Consider the following 19,508-nt stretch of genomic DNA (forward strand, 5'->3'; position numbering starts at 1 on the left):
GGACCGATATGCCAGCGGGCCTCGTTCAGACCTTTCGCGCCTTTGCTTACAACAACGCCTGGGCCAATCATCGCCTGCTCACGGCATGCGCCGGCCTCGGCCAGGCGGAGTTCGCCGCTGCGCGGACCGGGTTCTTCCCGAGCCTGCAGGCGACGCTGAACCACATCTACGTCATCGATCTCTTCTACGTCGACGCGCTGGAAGGCGGCTGGCTCGGGCCGCAGGCGTGGGCGAACGAGGTGCCCTACCCGGCGGTCGCGGCGCTGCAGGCTGCGCAAGGCGCGATCGACCGGCGCCTGATCGCTCACTGCGATGCGCTGACGCCCGAACGGCTCGATGATGTGGTGAAGGTCAATCGCGACACTTCCGTGCAGACCGAGCGGCGCGACCGCCTGCTGATGCATCTGTTTCAGCACCAGATCCATCACCGCGGCCAGGCCCACGCGATGTTGTCCGAGACCACAGTCAAACCGCCGCAGCTCGACGAATTCTTCGCCGCCGGCGAGGCGCCGCTCCGGGCCGCCGAGTTCAAGGATCTCGGCTGGAGCGAGGCCACCGTCTGGGGCGGCTAGTGCACCGTTCTGGGTATCCACCTCGCTCGAAACGCCTTCAAATGACAGGTCCCGCCGGTTACCGTGGAATGGTTCCCGATCCGGAACAAGGCCTTGAATACCGACGTCTCCGCGCTCACCTGTGGTGAAACGTGGGGAACTCTGTCAATGCCTTTCGCCAATCATCGGGGCCAGCGCATCCATTACACCGTCGAGGGATCCGGGCCGTTGATCGTGCTGCAGCACGGCCTGTTGCTCGACGCCGCAAGCTGGAAGCAGTGTGGCGTGGTCGACGCGCTTGCCGATCGCTTCCGTGTCGCCTGTGTCGATTCGCTTGGACATGGCCTGAGCGACAAGCCTACCGATCCGGCCTTCTATAATCAGGCACAGCGCGCCGGCGATGTCGTCGCCGTGATCGACGATCTCGGCGATGAACGGGCGCATGTGGTGGGACATTCGATGGGCGGCTGGGTCGCGGTCGGCGTCGCCCGGTTCTTCCCAACGCGGCTGGCGTCGCTTTCGATCGGCGGCTGGGATTTTCTCACCGGGCTGCCGCGCGGCAATGCCGGCCCGCTGACCTACGGCGCCTTCATCACCTTTGCCCGCCGCACCGTACCGGAACTCGCCGAATGGGTGACGCCCGATCTCGAGGACGGCGTGCGCGCCTGCTTCAATGCGCTCGGCCAGGTCGACGGCGCCAAGGACGCCGTGCTGTCCTCGCGGGTACCGGTGCTGCTCTGGAACGGGCAGGACGACGGACCGCACGCGCCAATGCAGCGTTTTGCCGCGGAGAATGGCCTGTATACGATGTCGGTCCCCGGCGACCATCTCGGCGCGCTGCTTCAGCACGGCGACGCAATCGGCCGCGGCATCGGCTCGTTCGTCGGGCGCGGCTAGAGCGTTTAGGTCGAACAGCGCCCCCGACTCCGCTGTGCTCCCCCCCGTCCTTCACGGGGGAGACGGTGTGCTGAGGGACTTTCTCTATATAAACGTTGATAGCTGTGTGCGGAGGCTCCCCCTCACCCGGAACGCATCCAGCAATGCGTTCCGACCTCTCCCCGCACGCGGGGCGGGGTGAAGCGTCCCCCGCGCTAGACCGGCTCCGGCATCCCCGCAAGCAGCTTGTCGAGCGTGATCGGGTAGTCGCGCACCCGCACGCCGGTGGCGTTATGGACCGCGTTGGCGACCGCGGCGGCGACGCCACAAATGCCGAGCTCGGCGACGCCCTTGGCCTTCATTGGCGATGACATCGGATCGGTCTCGTCGAGGAAGATCACGTCCTGATGCGGGATGTCGGCATGCACCGGCACCTCATAGGCGGCGAGGTCGTGCGTGATGAACAGGCCATGACGCTTGTCGACCACCAGATCCTCCATTAGCGCGGCGCCGACACCCATCGTCATCGCGCCGATCACCTGACTGCGCGCCGCCTTCGGATTGAGGATGCGGCCCGCCGCGCAGACCGCAAGCATTCGCCGCACCCGGATTTCCGCGGTGTCGGCATCGACGCCGACCTCGACGAAATGCGCCCCGAAGGTCGATTGCTGATAGGTCTTGGCGAGGTCGCCGTACTCGATAGCGTCCTCGGCCACGAGATCGCCTTGGCCGGCTGCCTGCGCCAGCGGCGCGCTGCGATTACCCGATCGGACCACGCCATCGGCGAATTCCGCCTCTTCCGAGTTGAAGCCGAGCTTCTGCGCAATGCTCTCGCGCAACTTGACGCAGGCGGCATAAACGCCAGCGGTGGAGTTGTTGCCGCCCCATTGCCCACCGGAGCCACAGGACACCGGAAAGTCGGAATCGCCAAGCCGCACCACGATCCTCTCCAGCGGCACGCCCATCATCTCGGCCGCGGTCTGCGCGATGATGGTGTAGGAGCCGGTGCCGATGTCGGTCATGTCGGTCTCGACTATCACGGTGCCCTGCTGGTCGAGACGAACGCGCGCGGCCGATTTGGTGACGAGATTGTTGCGGAACGCTGCGGCAACGCCCATGCCGACCAGCCAGCGCCCGTCGCGGATTTGGCCGGGCTTCGGGTCGCGCTTGTCCCAGCCGAACCGCGCCGCGCCATCGCTCAAGCATTGCACTAGTTGCCGCTGCGAGAAGTGCCGCTCTGGATGCTCGGGGTCGACCTGGGTATCGTTGCGGATGCGCAGCACGACCGGATCGATGCCGAGCTTGTCGGCGAGTTCGTCGATCGCGATCTCGAGTGCCATCATGCCGGAGGCCTCGCCGGGCGCGCGCATCGCGTTGCCCTCGGGCAGATCGAGCGCCGCGAGCCGCGTCGCCGTCATCCGGTTGGCGCCGGCATAGAGCAGCCGCGTCTGACTGACCGCCATCTCGGGCTCGCCGTCCTTGACGTTGCCGGACCAGCTTTCGTGCCCGATCGCGGTGATCCTGCCATCGCGCTCGGCACCGATGCGGATGCGCTGGATCGTCGCCGGACGATGCGTGGTGTTGTTGAACATCAGCGGACGTTGCAGCGCGACCTTGACTGGACGGCCTGCTGCGCGGGCGCCGAGCGCGGCGAGCAATACGTCGGCGCGCAGGAACAGCTTTCCGCCGAAGCCGCCGCCGATATAGGGCGACACCAGGCGGACATTCTCCTTCGGAATGCCAAGCGTCTTGGCCATGTCCTCCGCGCCCCAGGCAATCATTTGGTTGGAGGTCCAGACCGTGAGTTTGCCGTCGTCCCAGGCCGCGATCGATGCATGCGGCTCCATCATCGCGTGGCCCTGATCCGGTGTGGTGTAGGTGGCGTCGAGCTGCACGGGCGCCGCGGCGAAGGAGACGGCGAAATCGCCGACCGCGGTATCGGCCGGGCCGCCGAATGACGGCGTCGGCGTCCCGGCGGCGTCGATGGCCGCGGCAAGATCGAATTTGCCATCGCCCTTGACGTAATCGATCCGGACCAGTTGCGCCGCGGCGCGGGCTTGTTCGAAAGTCCCGGCGACGACGACGGCGACGGCCTGGTGGTAATGCGCGATCTCGGGGCCGCCGAGCAGCGGCGCCGCGTTGCGCTCGCCTTTGCCGAGCTTGCCTGCGTTCTCGGCGGTGACGATGGCGAGCACACCGGGCGCCGCGTTTGCGGCCTCAAGATCGATCGCTGCGATCCGACCTTTGCCGATGGCCGATCCGACAACATAGCCATAGGCTTGGTTGGTCACGACGTCGTGGCGCTCATAAGCGTAAGGCGCGGTGCCGGTGGTCTTCAGCGGTCCTTCGATCCGGCTGGTCGGATGGCCGATCACCTTGAGCTGGTCGATTGGATTGAAGGTCGCGGGATGTTCAAATCGCATGATCTCAAGCCCTTCTTAAGCTCTGGCCTCGCGCAACACCGCCGCCAGGGTTCGCTCGGCGAGTTGCAGCTTGTACGCATTGTCCTTGGTCGGCTTTGCATCGGCAAATAGCCGCGCGGCGACGGCCTTGGCGCCATCAGGCAATTTTGCTTCCGCCGCCTCGAGCCGCCACGGTTTGTGGGCGACACCGCCGAGCGCGACGCGGCCAGTGCCGTCCGGCTGCACGATCGCGGCGACCGAGACCAGCGCGAATGCATAGGAGGCGCGGTCGCGCACCTTGCGATAGGCCTGCTTGCCGCCGACCGGCTTTGGCAGCGCCACCGCGGTGATCAGCTCACCGGGCTGCAGGACGGTTTCGATCTCAGGGCTATCGCCGGGTAGCCGATGCAGGTCCGCGATCGGGATGCTGCGCGTAGCGCCATCGGGCCGCACGGTCTCGACCACGGCGTCGAGCGCGCGCATCGCCACCGCCATGTCGCTCGGATGGGTCGCGATGCAGGCCTCGCTCGCACCGACCACGGCAAGCTGGCGGCTGAAGCCGCCGATCGCCGCGCAGCCGCTGCCGGGCTTGCGCTTGTTGCAAGGCAGATCGGTGTCGTAGAAATAGGGACAGCGCGTCCGCTGCAGCAGATTGCCGGCGGTCGTCGCCTTGTTGCGCAGCTGGCCAGAGGCGCCGGCAAGCAGCGCACGCGACAGCACGCCATAGTCTCGCCGCACGCGGGCATCCGCCGCCAGATCGGTGTTGCGCACCAGGGCGCCGATCCGCAAACCGCCGTCCGCGGTTTGCTCGATCCGGTCGAGCGCAAGGTCGTTGACGTCGATCAGATGCGCCGGCGTCTCGATCTCGAGTTTCATCAGGTCGAGCAGATTGGTGCCGCCGGCGATGAATTTGGCGTTCGCGGTGCTGGCAGCGGCCGTGGCCGCCGCGCCCGGCGAAGTGGCACGCTCGTAGCTGAATGCTCTCATGCACTCCTCCCGGCAACCTCGCTGATCGCCTCGGCGATGTTGGAATAGGCGCCGCAGCGGCAGATGTTACCGCTCATGCGCTCGCGGAGTTCGGCATTGCTCAACCGCACTGGCGCATTCAAATCTGCCGTGACATGGCTCGGGATGCCGGCCTTGACCTCGGCGAGAACAGCGACCGCCGAGCAGATCTGGCCCGGCGTGCAGTAGCCGCATTGATAGCCGTCGTGCTCGACGAACGCCGCCTGCAGCGGGTGCAGACCGTCCGGTGTGCCGAGGCCCTCGATTGTCGTGATCTCGTCGCCCTGGTGCATCACGGCAAGCGTCAGGCACGAATTGATCCGCCGCCCGTCGACGATCACCGTGCACGCACCGCATTGGCCGTGGTCGCAACCCTTCTTGGTGCCGGTCAGATGCAGGTGCTCGCGCAGGGCATCGAGCAGCGTGGTCCTGGTATCGAGCTCGAGCTGATGTGTTTCGCCGTTCACGTCAAAGGATACTCGCGTCATCACGGGCTCTCCGGTCGGTACAGATTGGGCGGCAGCAGGCTGCGGTGTTGCGATCGACGACGCCACAAGCGAGGCGGCGCCAACGATCAACATATGGCGCCGGGATAGTTCCAAACGTCCGGATATCTGCATGCTGCCACGATCCTCATGGTCAGCCGAACGCGGAACCACGACAACGACGGGTCGGCTCGGTCTGTCAGTTGAGGGGAAATGCCGCGGCGAGCGGAATGTTTCTCGCGGAAGGCTAAACTGCTCGGGAGCGCCACGGCGGCTGCGGGCGGGCGATGTGCGCCAAGATGGCGCGACCGCCGCCACCGGTAGCATCGTCGTGCACCATCCAGCCTACGACCAACGTCCCTCGCCCCGAAATCACGACATTCCGGTTAACTGCATTGCGCCGGCCTCATGCTCGCACAGGGGGAAAAGCGATCCAGAACACTTGGGACCTGCACGGGATCATGTAGGATGGCGATCGCGACCTCCGCCGGCGGCGCTGCCGGCCGACACTCGAACCGCTCACTCCGGGACTGCCTGATGACCGCGCATGTCATAGTCACCGACGAAGCCGCCACACGCGTAATCCGGCTGCGCAGGCCCGAGAAGAAGAACGCGATCACCCAGGAGATGTTTCGCGCGATCAGCGACGCTATCGACAAGGCGCAGAACAATCCGAAGATCCGCTGCCTGATCATCACCGGCGGCTCCGGCGTGTTCACCGCGGGCAACGACATCGAGGACCTGCTCGCGCAGGGCACCTCGACCGGCGAGACGCCACCCGCGTCCGACCTGGTCAAGCTCCTGTATTCACTGGCCCACAATGTGAAGCCGATCATCGCCGCCGTCGACGGCGTCGCGATGGGCATCGGCACCACGATGCTGTTTCACTGCGACTATGTGCTGGCGAGCAAGACTGCGCTGTTCTCGACGCCGTTCTCCAATTTCGGTCTGGTGCCGGAAGGCGCCTCCAGCCTGCTGATGCCGCGGACGATGGGCCACCAGCGCGCCTTTGCGATGCTGGTGATGGGCCGCACCATGTCGGCCGACGACGCCCGCGTCGCTGGTTTCGTCAACACCGTGGTGGCGCCGGGGCATGCCGAGGTTGAGGCGCACAAGGTGGCGCGCGAAATCTGTGCACTGCCGGCCGAGGCGGTGGCGATCTCGCGCCGCCTGATCCGGCTGCCGCCGGAGGACGTCACCCGCCGCATCGAGCAGGAGAACCATTTGTTCAGCGAGCGGATGCGCTCCACGGAAGCGATCGGCGCCTTCAAGGCCTTCATGGCGCGCACGAAGGCTTGAAACGAAGCGTCGCAAAATTGTAGTGGCGTCGCGCCATGATCGTGTGTTCCATGATCGTGCACGCCATGGACAGGTCATGAGACAGCACCGCCTTACGCCCCTCGCCGCGCTCTGCGCACTTGGCCTTGCCGCGGCAAGTCCCTGCCAGGCGCAGACCGCAGCGCCGGTGAACCTGCGCGTCCTCGCGATCAACGATTTCCACGGCTATCTGCGGCCGCCGCCGGGCGGCATCCGCATCACCGATCCGGCTGATGCGACCAAAAAGATCATGGTGCCCGCCGGCGGCGCCGAGCGATTGGCAACCGTCGTCAAGCAGCTGCGTGAAGGCCACAAGAACAACGTCTTCGTCGCGGCCGGCGACCTGATCGGCGCGAGCCCGTTTTTGTCGGCCATGTTCCACGACGAGCCGACCATCGAGTCGCTCTCCATGATGGGGCTTGCGATCTCGTCGGTCGGAAATCACGAGTTCGACGAAGGCAAGGACGAGCTCTTGCGGATGCAGAATGGCGGCTGCCACCCGGTCGACAGATGCCAGGGGCCGCACCCCTTCCTGGGGGCCAAATTCCGTTATCTGGCCGCCTCCACGATCGACAAGGTCTCCGGCAAGCCGGTGTTTCCGCCCTACGAGGTCAAGGAGTTCGACGGCATTTCGGTGGCCTTTATCGGGCTGACGCTAAAGAACACGCCGAACCTGGTGTCGCCGGCCGGCGTCGCCAGCCTCGAATTCCGCGACGAGGCCGACACCGTTAACGCGCTGATCCCCGAGCTGAAGGCGAAAGGCGTCGAGGCGATCGTGGTGCTGATCCACGAAGGCGGCTTTCCGACCGGCGACTACAATGAATGCCCCGGCATCTCCGGGCCGATCGTCGACATCGTCAAGAAATTCGATCGCGCGGTCGACGTCGTGATCTCCGGCCATACCCACCAGGCCTATGTCTGCGAGATCGACGGGCGGCTGGTCACATCGGGCGACAAATACGGCACGCTGGTCACCGCGATCGACCTTCAGCTCGATCCGAACAGCCATGACGTGACCAGCGCCAAGGCCGACAACACCATCGTGAAGATTTCAGCCACCGCCAAGGACCCGGAGCAGAGCGCGCTCCTGGAATCCTATGACCGGCTGGCCGCGCCGATCGCCAACCGCGCGGCCGGCTCGGTCACCGAAACACTGTCGCGTACGCCCGCCGAGACCGGCGAAAGCGTGCTCGGCGATATCGTCGCCGACGCGCAGCTGCGCGCCACGAGCTCCGAGCCGAACGGCAACGCGGTGATCGCCTTCACCAATCCCGGCGGCGTACGCACCGACATCGTCAAGCGCGAGGACGGCGCCATCACCTATGCCGACATCTTCGCCAGCCAACCGTTCCGCAACCAGTTGGTGACGATGACGCTGACCGGCAAGCAGCTCAAGGACGTGCTGGAGCAGCAATGGGCCGACCCGAAACGGCCGCGCCCCCTGCAGGTCTCGAAGGGCTTTGCCTATGCATGGGATGCGAGCAAGGGCGATGGTGCGCGCATCATCGCCGCGCGGATGTCGCTCGACGGCAAGCCGATCGACCCGGCCGCGAGCTATCGCGTCACCGTGAACAATTATCTCGCCGAAGGCGGCGACGGCTTCACGGTGTTCAAGGAAGGAACAGCGCAACAGTTCGGCATCTACGACGTCGATGCGCTCTATGCCTATTTCAAGGCCAACAGCCCGGTCGGACCGGCGGCCGGCAAGCGGATCGAGCGGATCAACTGAGTAAGGCTTCGCATAGGGAACACTCTGCCCGTCATTGCGAGGAGCGCAGTGACGAAGCAATCCATGCTTCCGTGCGCGGGCAATCGATTGCTTCGCTTCGCTCGCAATGACGAGGAATGAGCTTGCCTTAATCTAGGCCTTTCCGGGGGGCCGCTAACGGCCTAGATTACGGGTACTCCTCGCACGCGCCCCCATTGCGCCGGGAATTTGCATGACACTGCTTCTGACGCACCCCGCCTGCCTCGACCATTTGACCCCACCCGGACATCCCGAACGCCCCGACCGGCTGCGCGCGGTTGCCGAGGTGCTCGGCGAAGAGCGTTTCAAGGCGCTGGTGCGCGACCTCGCGCCGGAAGGTGACCTCGACACCGTGCTGCTCTGTCACGGCGAGCACTATGTCGGCGAGCTGCGCCACATCGCGCCGACCTCCGGCATGATCTATATCGACGGCGACACCTCGATGTCGCCGGGCACCTGGGAAGCCGTGATGCGCGGCGTCGGCGGCGCGGTGGCGGCGACCGATGCGGTCATGGCGGGCAAGCATCAGAACGCCTTCGTCGCGGTGCGCCCGCCCGGGCATCACGCCGAGAAATCGACGCCGATGGGCTTCTGCTTCTTCGACAACGTCGCGATCGCCGCGCGCCACGCGCAGCGCAAATACGGCATCAAGCGCGCTGCGATCATCGATTTCGACGTCCATCACGGCAACGGCACGCAGGATATCTTCTGGGCCGATCCGACCGTGATGTACTGCTCGACGCATCAGATGCCGCTGTTCCCCGGCACCGGAGCTGCCGGCGAGCGCGGTGAGCACGACACCGTCGTCAACGCGCCGCTGGCGCCCGGCGATGGCGGCGCCAAATTCCGCGCCGCCTTCGAGAACCTGATCCTGCCGCAGCTCGAGAAGTTTTCCCCAGAGCTCGTCGTCATCTCGGCGGGCTTCGATGCGCATCACCGCGATCCCTTGGCCTCGATCAACCTGACCGGCGAGGATTTCGGCTGGGTCACGCGCAAGCTGATGGACCTCGCCGACAAGAGCGCCGGCGGCCGCGTCGTCTCCGTGCTGGAGGGCGGCTACGACCTCGAGGGCCTGAAAGAGTCGGTGGCATCTCACGTCACCGCATTGATGGGCGCGTAAAACCCCGCCACAATACGCCCGCAAAAATTCGATTGATTCTGCGCCGGGGCAAGCATGGCCTGCGACGGGTCATGTTTGGACGACGAGATCCGATCACGGTCCGATCGGCGCACTGGGAACATATAATGGCCGAAAATACTCAAGCCGACGTCAAGAAGCTCTCCTTTGAACGCGCGATCGAGGAACTCGAATCGATCGTCAAGCGGCTTGAGGACGGCAAGGTCCCGCTTGAGGAATCGGTCGCGATCTATGAGCGCGGCGAGGCGCTGAAGCGGCGCTGCGAGGAATTGCTGCGCCAGGCCGAAGCCCGCGTCGACAAGATCACCACCGACGCCTCGGGCCAACCGAACGGCACCGAGCCGCTCGACGTCCAGTAGCGCCACCAGAGCGTTTCGAGCGACAGGGCTCGGCGATACGCCGGATCGTGCGGTCCGATGTCCGCTATAGCGGGCGATTGTTGCTGCGCATTTCTATCGGTTCACCACGCCGCGCCGCGACCGCGGCGACCGGGTGTGGCTGCGAATCAGGCCGATCCGGACCCTCCCGGCTGCCGCTAAAATAGCCAAAATGGAACCCGGTCCCAGCCCAAGCATTGAAAAGCCTAGGCTTTTCAGGACAACGCATAGGAACCCTGCACCGCCTATCGGGTTGGCTTTGGCTGCGGCTTTGGTGTAATGCTTCCAGTTCTATGGGCATTTGAGGGTGGCGGGCGGCCCGGATTTTCGGGCGGCATGCACCTCAAATGGTTCGACAAAACTGAACCGGGACGGGTGAAGAGCGACCAAGGTGATGCATATCACGTGGTCCAATCCGGAGTGAATCTAGGCTTACAACCAGGCAGGGCCTGCCGGGACGGCACCCAGTGTCTGGCATTCGCTGCGCGGTGAGCGCGCCAACCCATCTCGCGTCGGGCCGTTCGTTCCGACAGGCAAAAATTGGAAATTCGCTGTGACCACATTTAGTAAAACGCCGCTTCTTGACACTATTCACACGCCGGATGACCTGCGCAAGCTGAAGGTCGAGCAGGTGCGGCAGGTTGCCGACGAGCTCCGCCAGGAAACCATCGACGCGGTGTCGGTGACCGGCGGCCATTTCGGCGCCGGCCTCGGCGTGGTCGAGCTGACCACCGCCATCCACTACATCTTCGACACCCCGCGCGACCGCCTGATCTGGGACGTCGGCCACCAGGCCTATCCGCACAAGATCCTGACCGGTCGTCGCGACCGCATCCGCACCCTGCGCACCGGCGGCGGCCTCTCCGGGTTCACCAAGCGCACCGAGAGCGACTACGATCCGTTCGGCGCCGCGCACTCCTCGACCTCGATCTCGGCCGGCCTCGGCATGGCCGTGGCGCGCGATCTCTCCGGCGGCAAGAACAACGTCATCGCCGTGATCGGTGACGGCGCGATGTCGGCGGGCATGGCCTATGAGGCGATGAACAACGCCGGCGCAATGAACTCGCGCCTGATCGTGATCCTCAACGACAACGACATGTCGATCGCGCCGCCGGTCGGCGCGATGAGCGCCTATCTGTCGCGCCTCTACTCCGGCAAGACCTACCGCTCGCTGCGCGAGGCCGCCAAGCAGATCAACAAGCGCCTGCCGAAGATCCTCGCCAACCGCGCCAACCGCGTCGAGGAATATTCCCGCGGCTTCATGATGGACGGCGGCACGCTGTTCGAGGAGCTCGGCTTCTATTATGTCGGCCCGATCGACGGTCATAACCTCGACCACCTGCTGCCGGTGCTGAAGAACGTCCGCGACATGGAGACCGGGCCGATCCTCGTTCACGTCGTGACCCAAAAGGGCAAGGGCTACGGCCCGGCCGAGGCTTCCGCCGACAAGTACCATGCCGTCGTCAAGTTCGACGTCGCGACCGGCACCCAGGCCAAGGCCAAGCCGAATGCGCCGGCCTACCAGAACGTGTTCGGCCAGAGCCTCGTCAAGGAAGCCCAGAAGGACGACAAGATCGTCGCCATCACCGCGGCGATGCCGTCGGGCACCGGCGTCGACATCTTCAACAAAGCCTTCCCGGAGCGCACCTTCGACGTCGGCATTGCCGAACAGCACGCGGTGACCTTCGCCGCCGGCCTCGCCACCGAAGGTTACAAGCCGTTCTGCGCGATCTACTCGACCTTCCTACAGCGCGGCTATGACCAGGTGGTCCATGACGTCGCGATCCAGAGCCTTCCGGTCCGCTTCGCGATCGACCGCGCCGGCCTGGTCGGTGCTGACGGCGCGACCCATGCCGGCTCGTTCGACAACGCCTATCTCGGCTGTCTGCCGAACATGGTGATCATGGCCGCCTCCGACGAGGCGGAAATGGTCCACATGGTGGCGACCCAGGTTGCGATCAACGATCGTCCGAGCGCGCTGCGCTATCCGCGCGGCGAAGGCCGCGGCGTCGAGATGCCGGAAGTCGGCGTTCCGCTGCCGATCGGCAAGGGCCGCATCATTCGCGAGGGCAAGCAGGTCGCGCTGCTGTCGTTCGGCACCCGCCTCGCCGAGTGCGAGAAGGCGGCCGACGAGCTTGCTGCCCACGGCCTCTCCGCCACGATCGCCGACGCGCGCTTCATGAAGCCGCTCGACGAGGAAATGATCATGAAGCTCGCCCGCGACCATGAGATCCTGATCACGATCGAGGAAGGCTCGATCGGCGGCTTCGGCTCGCATGTCATGCAGTTCCTGTCCGACAACGCGATGCTCGACAGCGGCATGCTCAAGTTCCGCTCGATGATCTTGCCCGACGTGTTCCTCGACCACGACATACCGGCGGCGATGTATGCCCGTGCGGGTCTCGACGCCAAGAGCATCGTTGCCAAGGTGTTCGAGACCCTCGGCAAGGACTACAAGACCGAGACCGTCAAGCTCGCGTAATCGCTTCGGGCGGCACCTGCGGGTGCCGGCAAGTTCATGAAGATCTATCTGGCAGGTCCTGACGTGTTCCTGCCGGACGCCGTGGAGATCGGCCGCCGCAAGGCGGAGGTTTGCGCCTATCACGGGCTGACCGGGCTGTATCCGCTCGACAACAGCATCAATCCCACGGCCGTGGGCGCCTCGCTCACCATCTTCAAAAGCAACGAGGCGATGATGGAGTCTGCCGACGCCGTCATCGCCAATTTGACGCCGTTTCGCGGCCCCAGTGCCGACGCAGGCACCGTCTACGAACTCGGCTACATGGCGGGACGCGGCAAGCTGTGCCTCGCCTATTCGAACGATCCCACGTCCTACGCCAATCGCGTGGCGCGGCTGCAGCAGGTCGTTCCGGCATCCGACGGACGCCTGATCGACGCGGAGGGGCTGACGGTGGAAGAGTTTGGCTTGCCCGACAATCTGATGATGATGCACGCGCTCGATCTGCACGGCAGCCCGCTGGTGACCCCGCGGGAGCCTGCGGCCGACCTCTGGCACGACCTCACCTCCTTCGAGGCCTGCGTGCGGCTCGCCGCCGCACAGCGCCGGCAGGGCGCCAAATGACCAAGCAAGTGACCAAGGCAGGCGACAATGACAACAGCGCCTCAGCCGGCAGGCGCATCGACGTGCTGCTGGTCGAGCGCGGCCTGTTCGAGAGCCGGGCGCGGGCGCGTGCCGCGATCGACGCCGGCCTCGTCACCGCCGACGGCAAGCAGATTGCGAAGGCATCCGAGCTCGTCGCGCCCGGCGCCGAACTCACGGCCGAGCCGGCGCATCCCTATGTCTCGCGTGGCGGCGTCAAGCTCGCCGGCGCGCTCGAGCACTATCCGATCGACGTCGAGGGCCATGTCTGCCTCGATGTCGGCGCTTCGACAGGCGGGTTCACCGAAGTGCTGCTCGCCAACGGCGCGAGCCTCGTCTTCGCCATCGATGTCGGCCACGGCCAGCTGCATCCCTCGCTGCAGGGGCATCCGAAGATCATCTCCATGGAGGAGACCGACATCAGGAATTTCGAGGGCAAGCGGCTGCCGGCGCGGCCCGACGTCGTCGTGATCGATGTCAGCTTCATCTCGCTGAAGCTGGTGCTGCCGGTGGCGCTGTCGCTGGCAGCAGCCCCGATGCATCTGCTCGCGCTGATCAAGCCGCAATTCGAAGCGGCGCGCAAACACGCCAAGCGCGGCGTCATCCGCAACGCGATGGTGCACCAGGAGATCTGCGACGACATCGCCGCCTTTGCCGGCTCGCTCGGCTGCACCGACATCCAGGTGTTCCCGTCGTCGATCACGGGCGGCGACGGCAATATCGAGTTCTTCCTTGGCGCGCGCCGTGGCTGAGCTACTCACCATCGACCATGTCGGCCATCGCGGCGACGGCATCGCGATCAACGCCGCGCAGTCGATCTTCGTGCCCTATACGCTGGCCGGCGAGACCGTCGAGGTCGAAGACGTCCCGGGCAATCATCCCGACCGGCGGCGGCTGATCCGGGTGACGCAGCAAAGCCCCGAGCGGATCGCGCCGTTCTGCCCGCATTTCGGCGTCTGCGGCGGCTGCGCGATCCAGCACTGGAATGACGCGCCCTACCACGCCTGGAAGCGCAACATCGTGGTCGAGACGCTGGCGCAGGCAAAGGTCGCGACCGACGTCGCGCCGCTGCTCGACTCCCATGGCGCGGGCCGCCGTCGCATCACGCTGCACGGACGCATGGGGACCCACGAGGTGCTCAAGGTCGGCTTCGCTGCGGCCGGTTCGCATGACATCATCCCGGTCGACCACTGTCCGATCCTCGATCCGGCGCTCGATGGCGCGCTCGAGGCCGCCTGGGCCACAGCCGAGCCGCTGATCGCGATCGGCAGGCCGCTCGATATCCAGGTGACCGCGACCCTCAACGGGCTCGACATCGACGTGCGCGGCTCCGGCGCGCTGCCGACCAGCCTGATCACCACGCTGTCGCGGGTCGCCGAGAAACACCGGCTGGCGCGGCTGACCCGGCATGGCGAACTGGTGCTGCAGCGTGGTTCGCCCGAGGTTGCCATCGGCAAGGCCAAGGTCGTGCTGCCGCCGGGCTCGTTCCTGCAGGCAACCGTCAAGGGCGAGGAGACGCTGGCGGCGCTGGTTCGCGAGCGCTGCGGACGCGCCAAGCACGTCGCCGATCTGTTTTGCGGCGTCGGTCCGTTTGCGCTCCGCCTCGCCGAGAAGGTGCGGATCGCGGCCTTCGACAACGACGCCGGCGCGATCGCGGCGCTACAGAAGGCCGCGCAATCGACGTTGGGGCTGAAGCCGCTCAAGGCCGAGGCGCGCGACCTGTTCCGCCGCCCGCTGATGCCGCAGGAATTGCGCGACTATGACGCCGTCGTGTTCGATCCGCCGCGACAGGGCGCGCAGGCCCAGGTCACCCAGCTTGCGGCGAGCAAGGTGCCGGTGATCGTCGCGGTGTCCTGCAACGTCGCGACGTTTGCGCGCGACGCAAAAATCCTGATCGATGGCGGCTACAAGATATCAGCCGTCACTCCGGTCGATCAGTTCCGCCACACCCCACATGTCGAACTGGTGGCGCGCTTCGCGCGCTGAGGCATTGCGGCGACTATCGCAGCAGGCGGCGGTCTCGATATAATCCGCATCTCATGTCCCACGATTCGCTGCTCGCACGCATCATTCCCGTGCTGGCCGACGTGCCGGGCGTCGCCGCCATCGTGCTCGGCGGCTCGCGGGCGCGCGGCACGGCGGGCCACGCCTCCGACACCGATCTCGGCCTCTACTATCGGAACAGCACCGCGCTGGATATCGACCGGCTGCGCGCAGCGGTGACGGCCCTCGTCGACGATCCCACGACCGCCCATGTGACGCCGGTCGGCGATTGGGGTCCGTGGATCGTCGGCGGCGCCTGGCTCAGGATCGGCGGCCAAAAGGTCGATCTGCTCTACCGCAGCCTCGATGAGGTCTCGGCGGTGATCGATGCTTGCCGAAACGGCGAGATCAGCATGCACTACCAGCCGGGCCATCCGCACGGCTTCTGTACGGCGATCTGGATGGGCGAGGTCGCGCTGTGCCGCGCCCTGCATGATCCCGATGGCCGCGTCGCGGCGATGAAATCCAAGACTGTGCCCTACCCGCCCGCGCTGCGCGAGGCGTTGATCCGGCGCTTTCAATGGGAAATCTTGTTCGCAATCGAGAATGCCGAGCTCGCCGTGCCGCGCGGCGACGGCACGCAGATCGCCGGCTGCGCCTATCGCGCGCTGGCGTGTATCGCGCAGGTGCTGTTTGCCCTGAACGGGCAGTATCTGATCAACGAGAAGGGCGCGCTGGCAGAGGCGGCGAATTTTCCGGTGACGGTTCGCGACCTCGCCAGGCGCGTCGCCGAGGTCTGGCGGCAGATCGGAGCCGGGCAGCATGCAGCCGCGTTGCAGACCTTGCGCGAGCTCGAGAATGACGTTCGGAAGATATTGTAGTCCCGCAGGGTGGGTAGAGCGCAGCGAAACCCATCAAGCTGTCACCGCGTTGAGAACTGATGGGTTTCGCTTCGCTCTACCAGGCCTGCGCGAGCGCTACCGTCCCCAGCGATCCTGCCAGATCTTCTCGCCGATCGTGCAACTGACTCGCGGCTCCTTCTCTGCGGTCCGCACGATCGGGCGCTCGGGGGTACGGCCGGCGACCTCGAGCAGCAGTTTGGTGCGGATCGCCTCCTTGAACTTCTCGCGATCCTTGATCGACACCACGAAGGAGCCCGGCCCGCCGATCACGCAGTCCTCGTAGTACCAGTCGAGATTTTCGATATCCATCGTCGAGTAGGACGGCTCCTTCACCATGATCGGCAGGCCGTTGATGACGATGCCCTTGTCGAGCGCCGCATCGCGCGCAGGCGTGATCGGCGTGCCGTTGTTGTTGGGACCGTCGCCAGAGATATCGATCACGCGGCGCAGGCCGCGATGCGGATTCTCGTCGAACATCGGGATCGCGAAATAGATCGCGCCCGAGATCGAGGTGCGCGAGGCGCGGCGCACCGGCGTCTTCATGATCTCGGCGGAGACCGCATCGGCGGATTCGGGGCCGTCGATCACCCGCCAGGGAATGATGACCTTCTGGTCGTTGGAGGCGGCCCACTCGAAATAGGTGATCGAGATCTTGCCGTTCGGGCCGGCCTTCAGCGCCTGCAGGAATTCCTTGGAAACGATCGCTTGCGCATAGCCCTCGCGCTGGATCGCGAGCTCGTCCATGTCCATCGAATAGGAGACGTCAACCGCGATGATCAACTCGATGTCGACGCTCGGCGTGGATTCCTTTTCGGCCAGCCGGCCTGTCTGTGTTCCCGGGCCGGGCGCGGCAACACCGGCCACATCGCCGCTGGCCAACATGCCCGCGACAAGCACCGCTCCGATCGAGACATACCAGCGCATTGCGGCCCTCCCGTCGTGTCCTGTCATGGTGACACGCAAATCAGGCGCCGAAAAGCGCAGATATCATCTGTCCTTCACATTCAAGTTAGAGGCCTGCAAGTTAGAGGCCTGCAAGTTAGGGGCCTGCAAGTTGGACGCCTGCAGGCTCGTCGATTGCAGACCAGTCAACACTTGCCATGCATGAGGCAACGCGCGCCGTGCCGTTGCCGCAATGACGCCGTGCAAATCGAACGGTTCCAACACGCGCGGGAAGACGGTATTCTTAGGGAGCAATCGCGAGGGAGTGCGATGCCCGATACCGTCGCCAAGCCGAAAACCAGGACCAAGACCAAGGTCGAGCGGCCACGCCTGCACAAGGTGATCCTGGTCAACGACGACTACACGCCGCGGGAATTCGTGGTCACCGTGCTGAAGGGCGAATTCCGCATGACCGACGATCAGGCCTACAAAGTGATGCTGACCGCGCACCAGCGCGGCGTCTGCGTGGTTGCGGTGTTCACCAGGGATGTCGCGGAGACCAAGGCGACCCGCGCCACCGATGCCGGCCGCGCCAAGGGCTATCCGCTGCTGTTCACCACCGAGCCCGAGGAGTAGCGGCCCTCATCGCTCCGCTGGCGCGGGCTGCGCCCGCTGGCCGAGCACAATGTCGGCGACGACCGCCCCCATCACCAGCGCGCCGCCGATCACGGCACGGAGCGACGGCACCTCGGCGAACGCCAGCCACACCCAGAACGGCATCAGCGGCGTCTCGAGCGTTGCGATCAGCGAAGCCTGCGCTGACGGCAGCAACCTCGAGCCGACCGTGAACAGGGTGAGGCCGAGACCGACCTGGCATGCGCCGAACATCGCAAGCACGTCGAGATCGGCGCTGCTGACCGCGCCGATGCCGAGCCCCAACGGCAAGCTGACGGCGCTGCCGAGAAAGTTCGAGAGCGCCGCCGCGGCAATCATCGGCGTACCCTTGTGCCGCCGGATCACCACCGTCATCAGGGAGATCGCCAGCACCATGACGCAGGCAAGGCCGATACCCCTGTAATCCGTGATGCCGCCGGCGCCGCTGACGGTGATGGCCACCCCCGCGAGCGCGACGAGGCTCGCCAGCAATGTGCCGGGCCGCGCCCGCTCGCCGAGCCAAAGCCAGGCGATCGCAGCCGCTGCAAACGGCTGCATCGCGATGAGAATGGCGACATTGGCGACGCTGGTCAGTTGCAGCGCCGGAATGAACGTCACCATGCCGAAGGTCGAGAGGCCGGCCACGAGCCATCCGCTCGCGGGCATCGCGACGAGATCGCGCACGCCACGGCGGCCTTGCGTCGCGACCAGGAACAGCGCGATCGCGCCGCCCCCGAACAGACCGCGCCAGAACAGGATGGTCCAGGAATCGAAGTGCAGCAGCCGGGTGAAGAACGGCGCGGTGCTCCAGGCAGCCGCTGCCGCCACGACCAGCGCGATCCCGATGCGATGCTGCGCGGCTGCGTCAGTCACGTGGCACTGTCGCTAGCTCGCAGCGGCAACCGGCGCCTCGTCGAACAGGCCGTAGACCCGTTCGGCCTTGGCAAATCCCGCGATCGGAAACTCGCCGAGATCGCTCCAGCCGCCGTCGTGAATGCCGGCGAAGCGCTCGGAGGCCACGACGGTGCGGCCGAGACGGCCGGCGATCTTCTCGAGCCGCGCGGCGAGATTGACCGCCGGACCGATGCAGGTGAAGTCGAGTCGGTTGCCGCCGCCGATATTGCCATAGAGCACGCGCCCGAGATGCAGCGCGACGCCGAAGCGGAAGCGCTCGACGGCGTCGCCATTGGGGAATTGCAGCGCCTCGACCCCGGCACGGGATGCGCGCGCCGCCTCCAGCACCCGCGAGCACACCTGCACCTCGTCGCCGAGATATTCGTCGACCGGGAACACCGCGAGCAGTCCGTCACCCATGAACTTGAGCACCTCGCCGCCATGGTCGCGGATCGCGGTGACCTGGCAATCGAAATAGAGGTTGAGTATCTCCACGACGGTCTCGGACGGCAAGCGGTCGGACAGCGCGGTGAAGCCGCGCAGGTCGGACAGCCAGATCGCGGCATCCATCGTGTCGGCATGGCCGCGTCGGATCTGACCGCCCATGATGCGCTCGCCGGCCCGGTTGCCGACGTATGTGTCGAGCAGCAGCGAGGCGGTTCGGCGCAACGTGACGATCTCGATATAGCGCGACAGCGGGACGGTGATCGAGCGGATCGCATCGAGCTGCTCGTCGGTGAAGCCGCCCGGCTGCTTGGTGGTCCAGCTCGAGGCGTTCGGGGGACCGGCGGTGTTGATCAGCGGCAAGCCGATGTAGTCAGTGACGCCCTCCGCCTGCAGGTCGACGATAATGGGAAAGCGTCTGCTGGCGGGGTCGTCGAGTCGCGCGCGCACCTCGACGCCCTGCTTGAGAACGATCGCCAGCGGGCTGACGGCAAATTCCGGGGTGTCCTCGATGTTGTGATCAACGCTGCCGGTGTCGACCTCGGCGCCCGGCTTCCAGATGAAATGGCGGCCGTAGATCTCGGGATGTAGCGTGCGCACGAAGACGCCGATCCGCCACAAGGGCAGCCCGGCCCGCACCAGGCGTTCGCAGCATTCGGCCATCATCTGCGCCGGGGTCGGCGCCGATCGCGCGCCGCCGATCATCCACGCGATGATGTCCCGAAGCTCCGACGCGTTCATGGCATTCCCC

Annotated in this window: 18 protein-coding genes; 12 read left to right on the top strand and 6 right to left on the bottom strand. The window is 65.8% G+C overall.

All coding sequences use genetic code 11. The annotated features are described in order from the left end of the window. The first annotated feature begins 8 nt into the window (after window positions 1-8). On the top strand, window positions 9-572 hold the full coding sequence (locus ACVISU_RS09285) for a DinB family protein (RefSeq protein ID WP_456710785.1): 564 nt from the start codon (window positions 9-11) through the stop codon (window positions 570-572). 147 nt (window positions 573-719) lie between these two features. Then, a complete protein-coding gene (locus ACVISU_RS09290) occupies window positions 720-1,448 on the top strand; it encodes an alpha/beta fold hydrolase (protein ID WP_456706734.1) in 729 nt (242 codons plus the stop codon). A 194-nt stretch (window positions 1,449-1,642) separates the two neighbouring features. On the opposite strand, the gene paoC is transcribed toward ACVISU_RS09290, so the two are convergent. From paoC to paoA, 3 genes are read right to left on the bottom strand one after another with little or no spacing between them, the layout of a single operon-like run. Continuing rightward, window positions 1,643-3,850 carry an aldehyde oxidoreductase molybdenum-binding subunit PaoC gene (gene paoC, locus ACVISU_RS09295; protein WP_456706735.1) on the bottom strand — a complete coding sequence of 736 codons (2,208 nt, stop codon included), beginning with the start codon at window positions 3,848-3,850 and terminating at the stop codon, window positions 1,643-1,645. 15 nt (window positions 3,851-3,865) lie between these two features. Beyond that, a complete protein-coding gene (locus ACVISU_RS09300) occupies window positions 3,866-4,816 on the bottom strand; it encodes an FAD binding domain-containing protein (RefSeq protein WP_456706736.1) in 951 nt (316 codons plus the stop codon). Then, on the bottom strand, window positions 4,813-5,454 hold the full coding sequence (gene paoA / locus ACVISU_RS09305) for an aldehyde dehydrogenase iron-sulfur subunit PaoA (protein WP_456710786.1): 642 nt from the start codon (window positions 5,452-5,454) through the stop codon (window positions 4,813-4,815). The genes ACVISU_RS09300 and paoA overlap by 4 nt, the downstream gene beginning before the upstream one ends. A 402-nt stretch (window positions 5,455-5,856) precedes the next feature. Here paoA and ACVISU_RS09310 point away from each other — a divergent pair, with 402 nt between their 5' ends. From ACVISU_RS09310 to ACVISU_RS09350, 9 genes are all read left to right on the top strand, one after another. Further along, on the top strand, window positions 5,857-6,618 hold the full coding sequence (locus ACVISU_RS09310; RefSeq protein WP_456710787.1) for a crotonase/enoyl-CoA hydratase family protein: 762 nt from the start codon (window positions 5,857-5,859) through the stop codon (window positions 6,616-6,618). 76 nt (window positions 6,619-6,694) lie between these two features. Beyond that, window positions 6,695-8,365 (top strand): bifunctional metallophosphatase/5'-nucleotidase, encoded by a 1,671-nt coding sequence (locus ACVISU_RS09315; RefSeq protein ID WP_456706737.1) that lies wholly within the window; start codon window positions 6,695-6,697, stop codon window positions 8,363-8,365. 211 nt (window positions 8,366-8,576) lie between these two features. Continuing rightward, window positions 8,577-9,503, top strand: a complete 927-nt coding sequence (locus tag ACVISU_RS09320) for a histone deacetylase family protein (protein WP_456706738.1) — start codon at window positions 8,577-8,579, stop codon at window positions 9,501-9,503. Between the two features lie 125 nt (window positions 9,504-9,628). Then, window positions 9,629-9,880, top strand: a complete 252-nt coding sequence (locus ACVISU_RS09325) for an exodeoxyribonuclease VII small subunit (RefSeq protein ID WP_050402357.1) — start codon at window positions 9,629-9,631, stop codon at window positions 9,878-9,880. Window positions 9,881-10,451: 571 nt separating this feature from the next. Beyond that, window positions 10,452-12,380 carry a 1-deoxy-D-xylulose-5-phosphate synthase gene (gene dxs / locus ACVISU_RS09330; RefSeq protein ID WP_456706739.1) on the top strand — a complete coding sequence of 643 codons (1,929 nt, stop codon included), beginning with the start codon at window positions 10,452-10,454 and terminating at the stop codon, window positions 12,378-12,380. 36 nt (window positions 12,381-12,416) lie between these two features. Continuing rightward, on the top strand, window positions 12,417-12,980 hold the full coding sequence (locus ACVISU_RS09335) for a nucleoside 2-deoxyribosyltransferase (protein WP_050402359.1): 564 nt from the start codon (window positions 12,417-12,419) through the stop codon (window positions 12,978-12,980). Then, window positions 12,977-13,750 carry a TlyA family RNA methyltransferase gene (locus ACVISU_RS09340; protein ID WP_456706740.1) on the top strand — a complete coding sequence of 258 codons (774 nt, stop codon included), beginning with the start codon at window positions 12,977-12,979 and terminating at the stop codon, window positions 13,748-13,750. Before ACVISU_RS09335 ends, ACVISU_RS09340 begins: the two co-directional genes overlap by 4 nt. Beyond that, entirely contained in the window at window positions 13,743-14,984 is a 1,242-nt protein-coding gene (locus ACVISU_RS09345; protein WP_456706741.1) for a class I SAM-dependent RNA methyltransferase, read from the top strand. Before ACVISU_RS09340 ends, ACVISU_RS09345 begins: the two co-directional genes overlap by 8 nt. A gap of 53 nt (window positions 14,985-15,037) precedes the next feature. Continuing rightward, window positions 15,038-15,862: a nucleotidyltransferase domain-containing protein gene (locus ACVISU_RS09350; protein WP_456706742.1), complete on the top strand. Its 825-nt coding sequence runs from the start codon at window positions 15,038-15,040 to the stop codon at window positions 15,860-15,862. 96 nt (window positions 15,863-15,958) lie between these two features. Here ACVISU_RS09350 and ACVISU_RS09355 read toward each other — a convergent pair whose 3' ends face one another. Continuing rightward, the gene (locus ACVISU_RS09355) at window positions 15,959-16,807 is read right to left on the bottom strand and encodes a DUF1194 domain-containing protein (protein ID WP_456706743.1); all 849 of its coding nucleotides are present in this window, start codon (window positions 16,805-16,807) and stop codon (window positions 15,959-15,961) included. A gap of 288 nt (window positions 16,808-17,095) precedes the next feature. Here ACVISU_RS09355 and clpS point away from each other — a divergent pair, with 288 nt between their 5' ends. Continuing rightward, a complete protein-coding gene (gene clpS, locus ACVISU_RS09360; protein ID WP_050402363.1) occupies window positions 17,096-17,401 on the top strand; it encodes an ATP-dependent Clp protease adapter ClpS in 306 nt (101 codons plus the stop codon). Window positions 17,402-17,407: 6 nt separating this feature from the next. Here clpS and ACVISU_RS09365 read toward each other — a convergent pair whose 3' ends face one another. Then, window positions 17,408-18,292, bottom strand: a complete 885-nt coding sequence (locus tag ACVISU_RS09365; protein ID WP_456706744.1) for a DMT family transporter — start codon at window positions 18,290-18,292, stop codon at window positions 17,408-17,410. A 12-nt stretch (window positions 18,293-18,304) separates the two neighbouring features. Further along, window positions 18,305-19,498, bottom strand: coding sequence for an adenylate/guanylate cyclase domain-containing protein (locus tag ACVISU_RS09370; protein ID WP_050402364.1), 1,194 nt, complete (start codon window positions 19,496-19,498; stop codon window positions 18,305-18,307). Between the last annotated feature and the right edge of the window lie 10 nt (window positions 19,499-19,508).

This window comes from Bradyrhizobium sp. USDA 4452 (assembly GCF_054063575.1).

Bases quoted from the DNA above. Each gene is read 5' to 3' on its own strand.
- ACVISU_RS09320 (WP_456706738.1), top strand. From the start codon at position 8,577: ATGACACTGCTTCTGACGCACCCCGCCTGCCTCGACCATTTGACCCCA.
- ACVISU_RS09340 (WP_456706740.1), top strand. From the start codon at position 12,977: ATGACCAAGCAAGTGACCAAGGCAGGCGACAATGACAACAGCGCCTCA.
- ACVISU_RS09335 (WP_050402359.1), top strand. From the start codon at position 12,417: ATGAAGATCTATCTGGCAGGTCCTGACGTGTTCCTGCCGGACGCCGTG.
- ACVISU_RS09290 (WP_456706734.1), top strand. From the start codon at position 720: ATGCCTTTCGCCAATCATCGGGGCCAGCGCATCCATTACACCGTCGAG.
- ACVISU_RS09300 (WP_456706736.1), bottom strand. From the start codon at position 4,816: ATGAGAGCATTCAGCTACGAGCGTGCCACTTCGCCGGGCGCGGCGGCC.
- ACVISU_RS09315 (WP_456706737.1), top strand. From the start codon at position 6,695: ATGAGACAGCACCGCCTTACGCCCCTCGCCGCGCTCTGCGCACTTGGC.
- ACVISU_RS09325 (WP_050402357.1), top strand. From the start codon at position 9,629: ATGGCCGAAAATACTCAAGCCGACGTCAAGAAGCTCTCCTTTGAACGC.
- paoC (WP_456706735.1), bottom strand. From the start codon at position 3,850: ATGCGATTTGAACATCCCGCGACCTTCAATCCAATCGACCAGCTCAAG.
- ACVISU_RS09350 (WP_456706742.1), top strand. From the start codon at position 15,038: ATGTCCCACGATTCGCTGCTCGCACGCATCATTCCCGTGCTGGCCGAC.
- ACVISU_RS09370 (WP_050402364.1), bottom strand. From the start codon at position 19,498: ATGAACGCGTCGGAGCTTCGGGACATCATCGCGTGGATGATCGGCGGC.
- ACVISU_RS09355 (WP_456706743.1), bottom strand. From the start codon at position 16,807: ATGCGCTGGTATGTCTCGATCGGAGCGGTGCTTGTCGCGGGCATGTTG.
- ACVISU_RS09285 (WP_456710785.1), top strand. From the start codon at position 9: ATGCCAGCGGGCCTCGTTCAGACCTTTCGCGCCTTTGCTTACAACAAC.
- paoA (WP_456710786.1), bottom strand. From the start codon at position 5,454: ATGCAGATATCCGGACGTTTGGAACTATCCCGGCGCCATATGTTGATC.
- clpS (WP_050402363.1), top strand. From the start codon at position 17,096: ATGCCCGATACCGTCGCCAAGCCGAAAACCAGGACCAAGACCAAGGTC.
- ACVISU_RS09310 (WP_456710787.1), top strand. From the start codon at position 5,857: ATGACCGCGCATGTCATAGTCACCGACGAAGCCGCCACACGCGTAATC.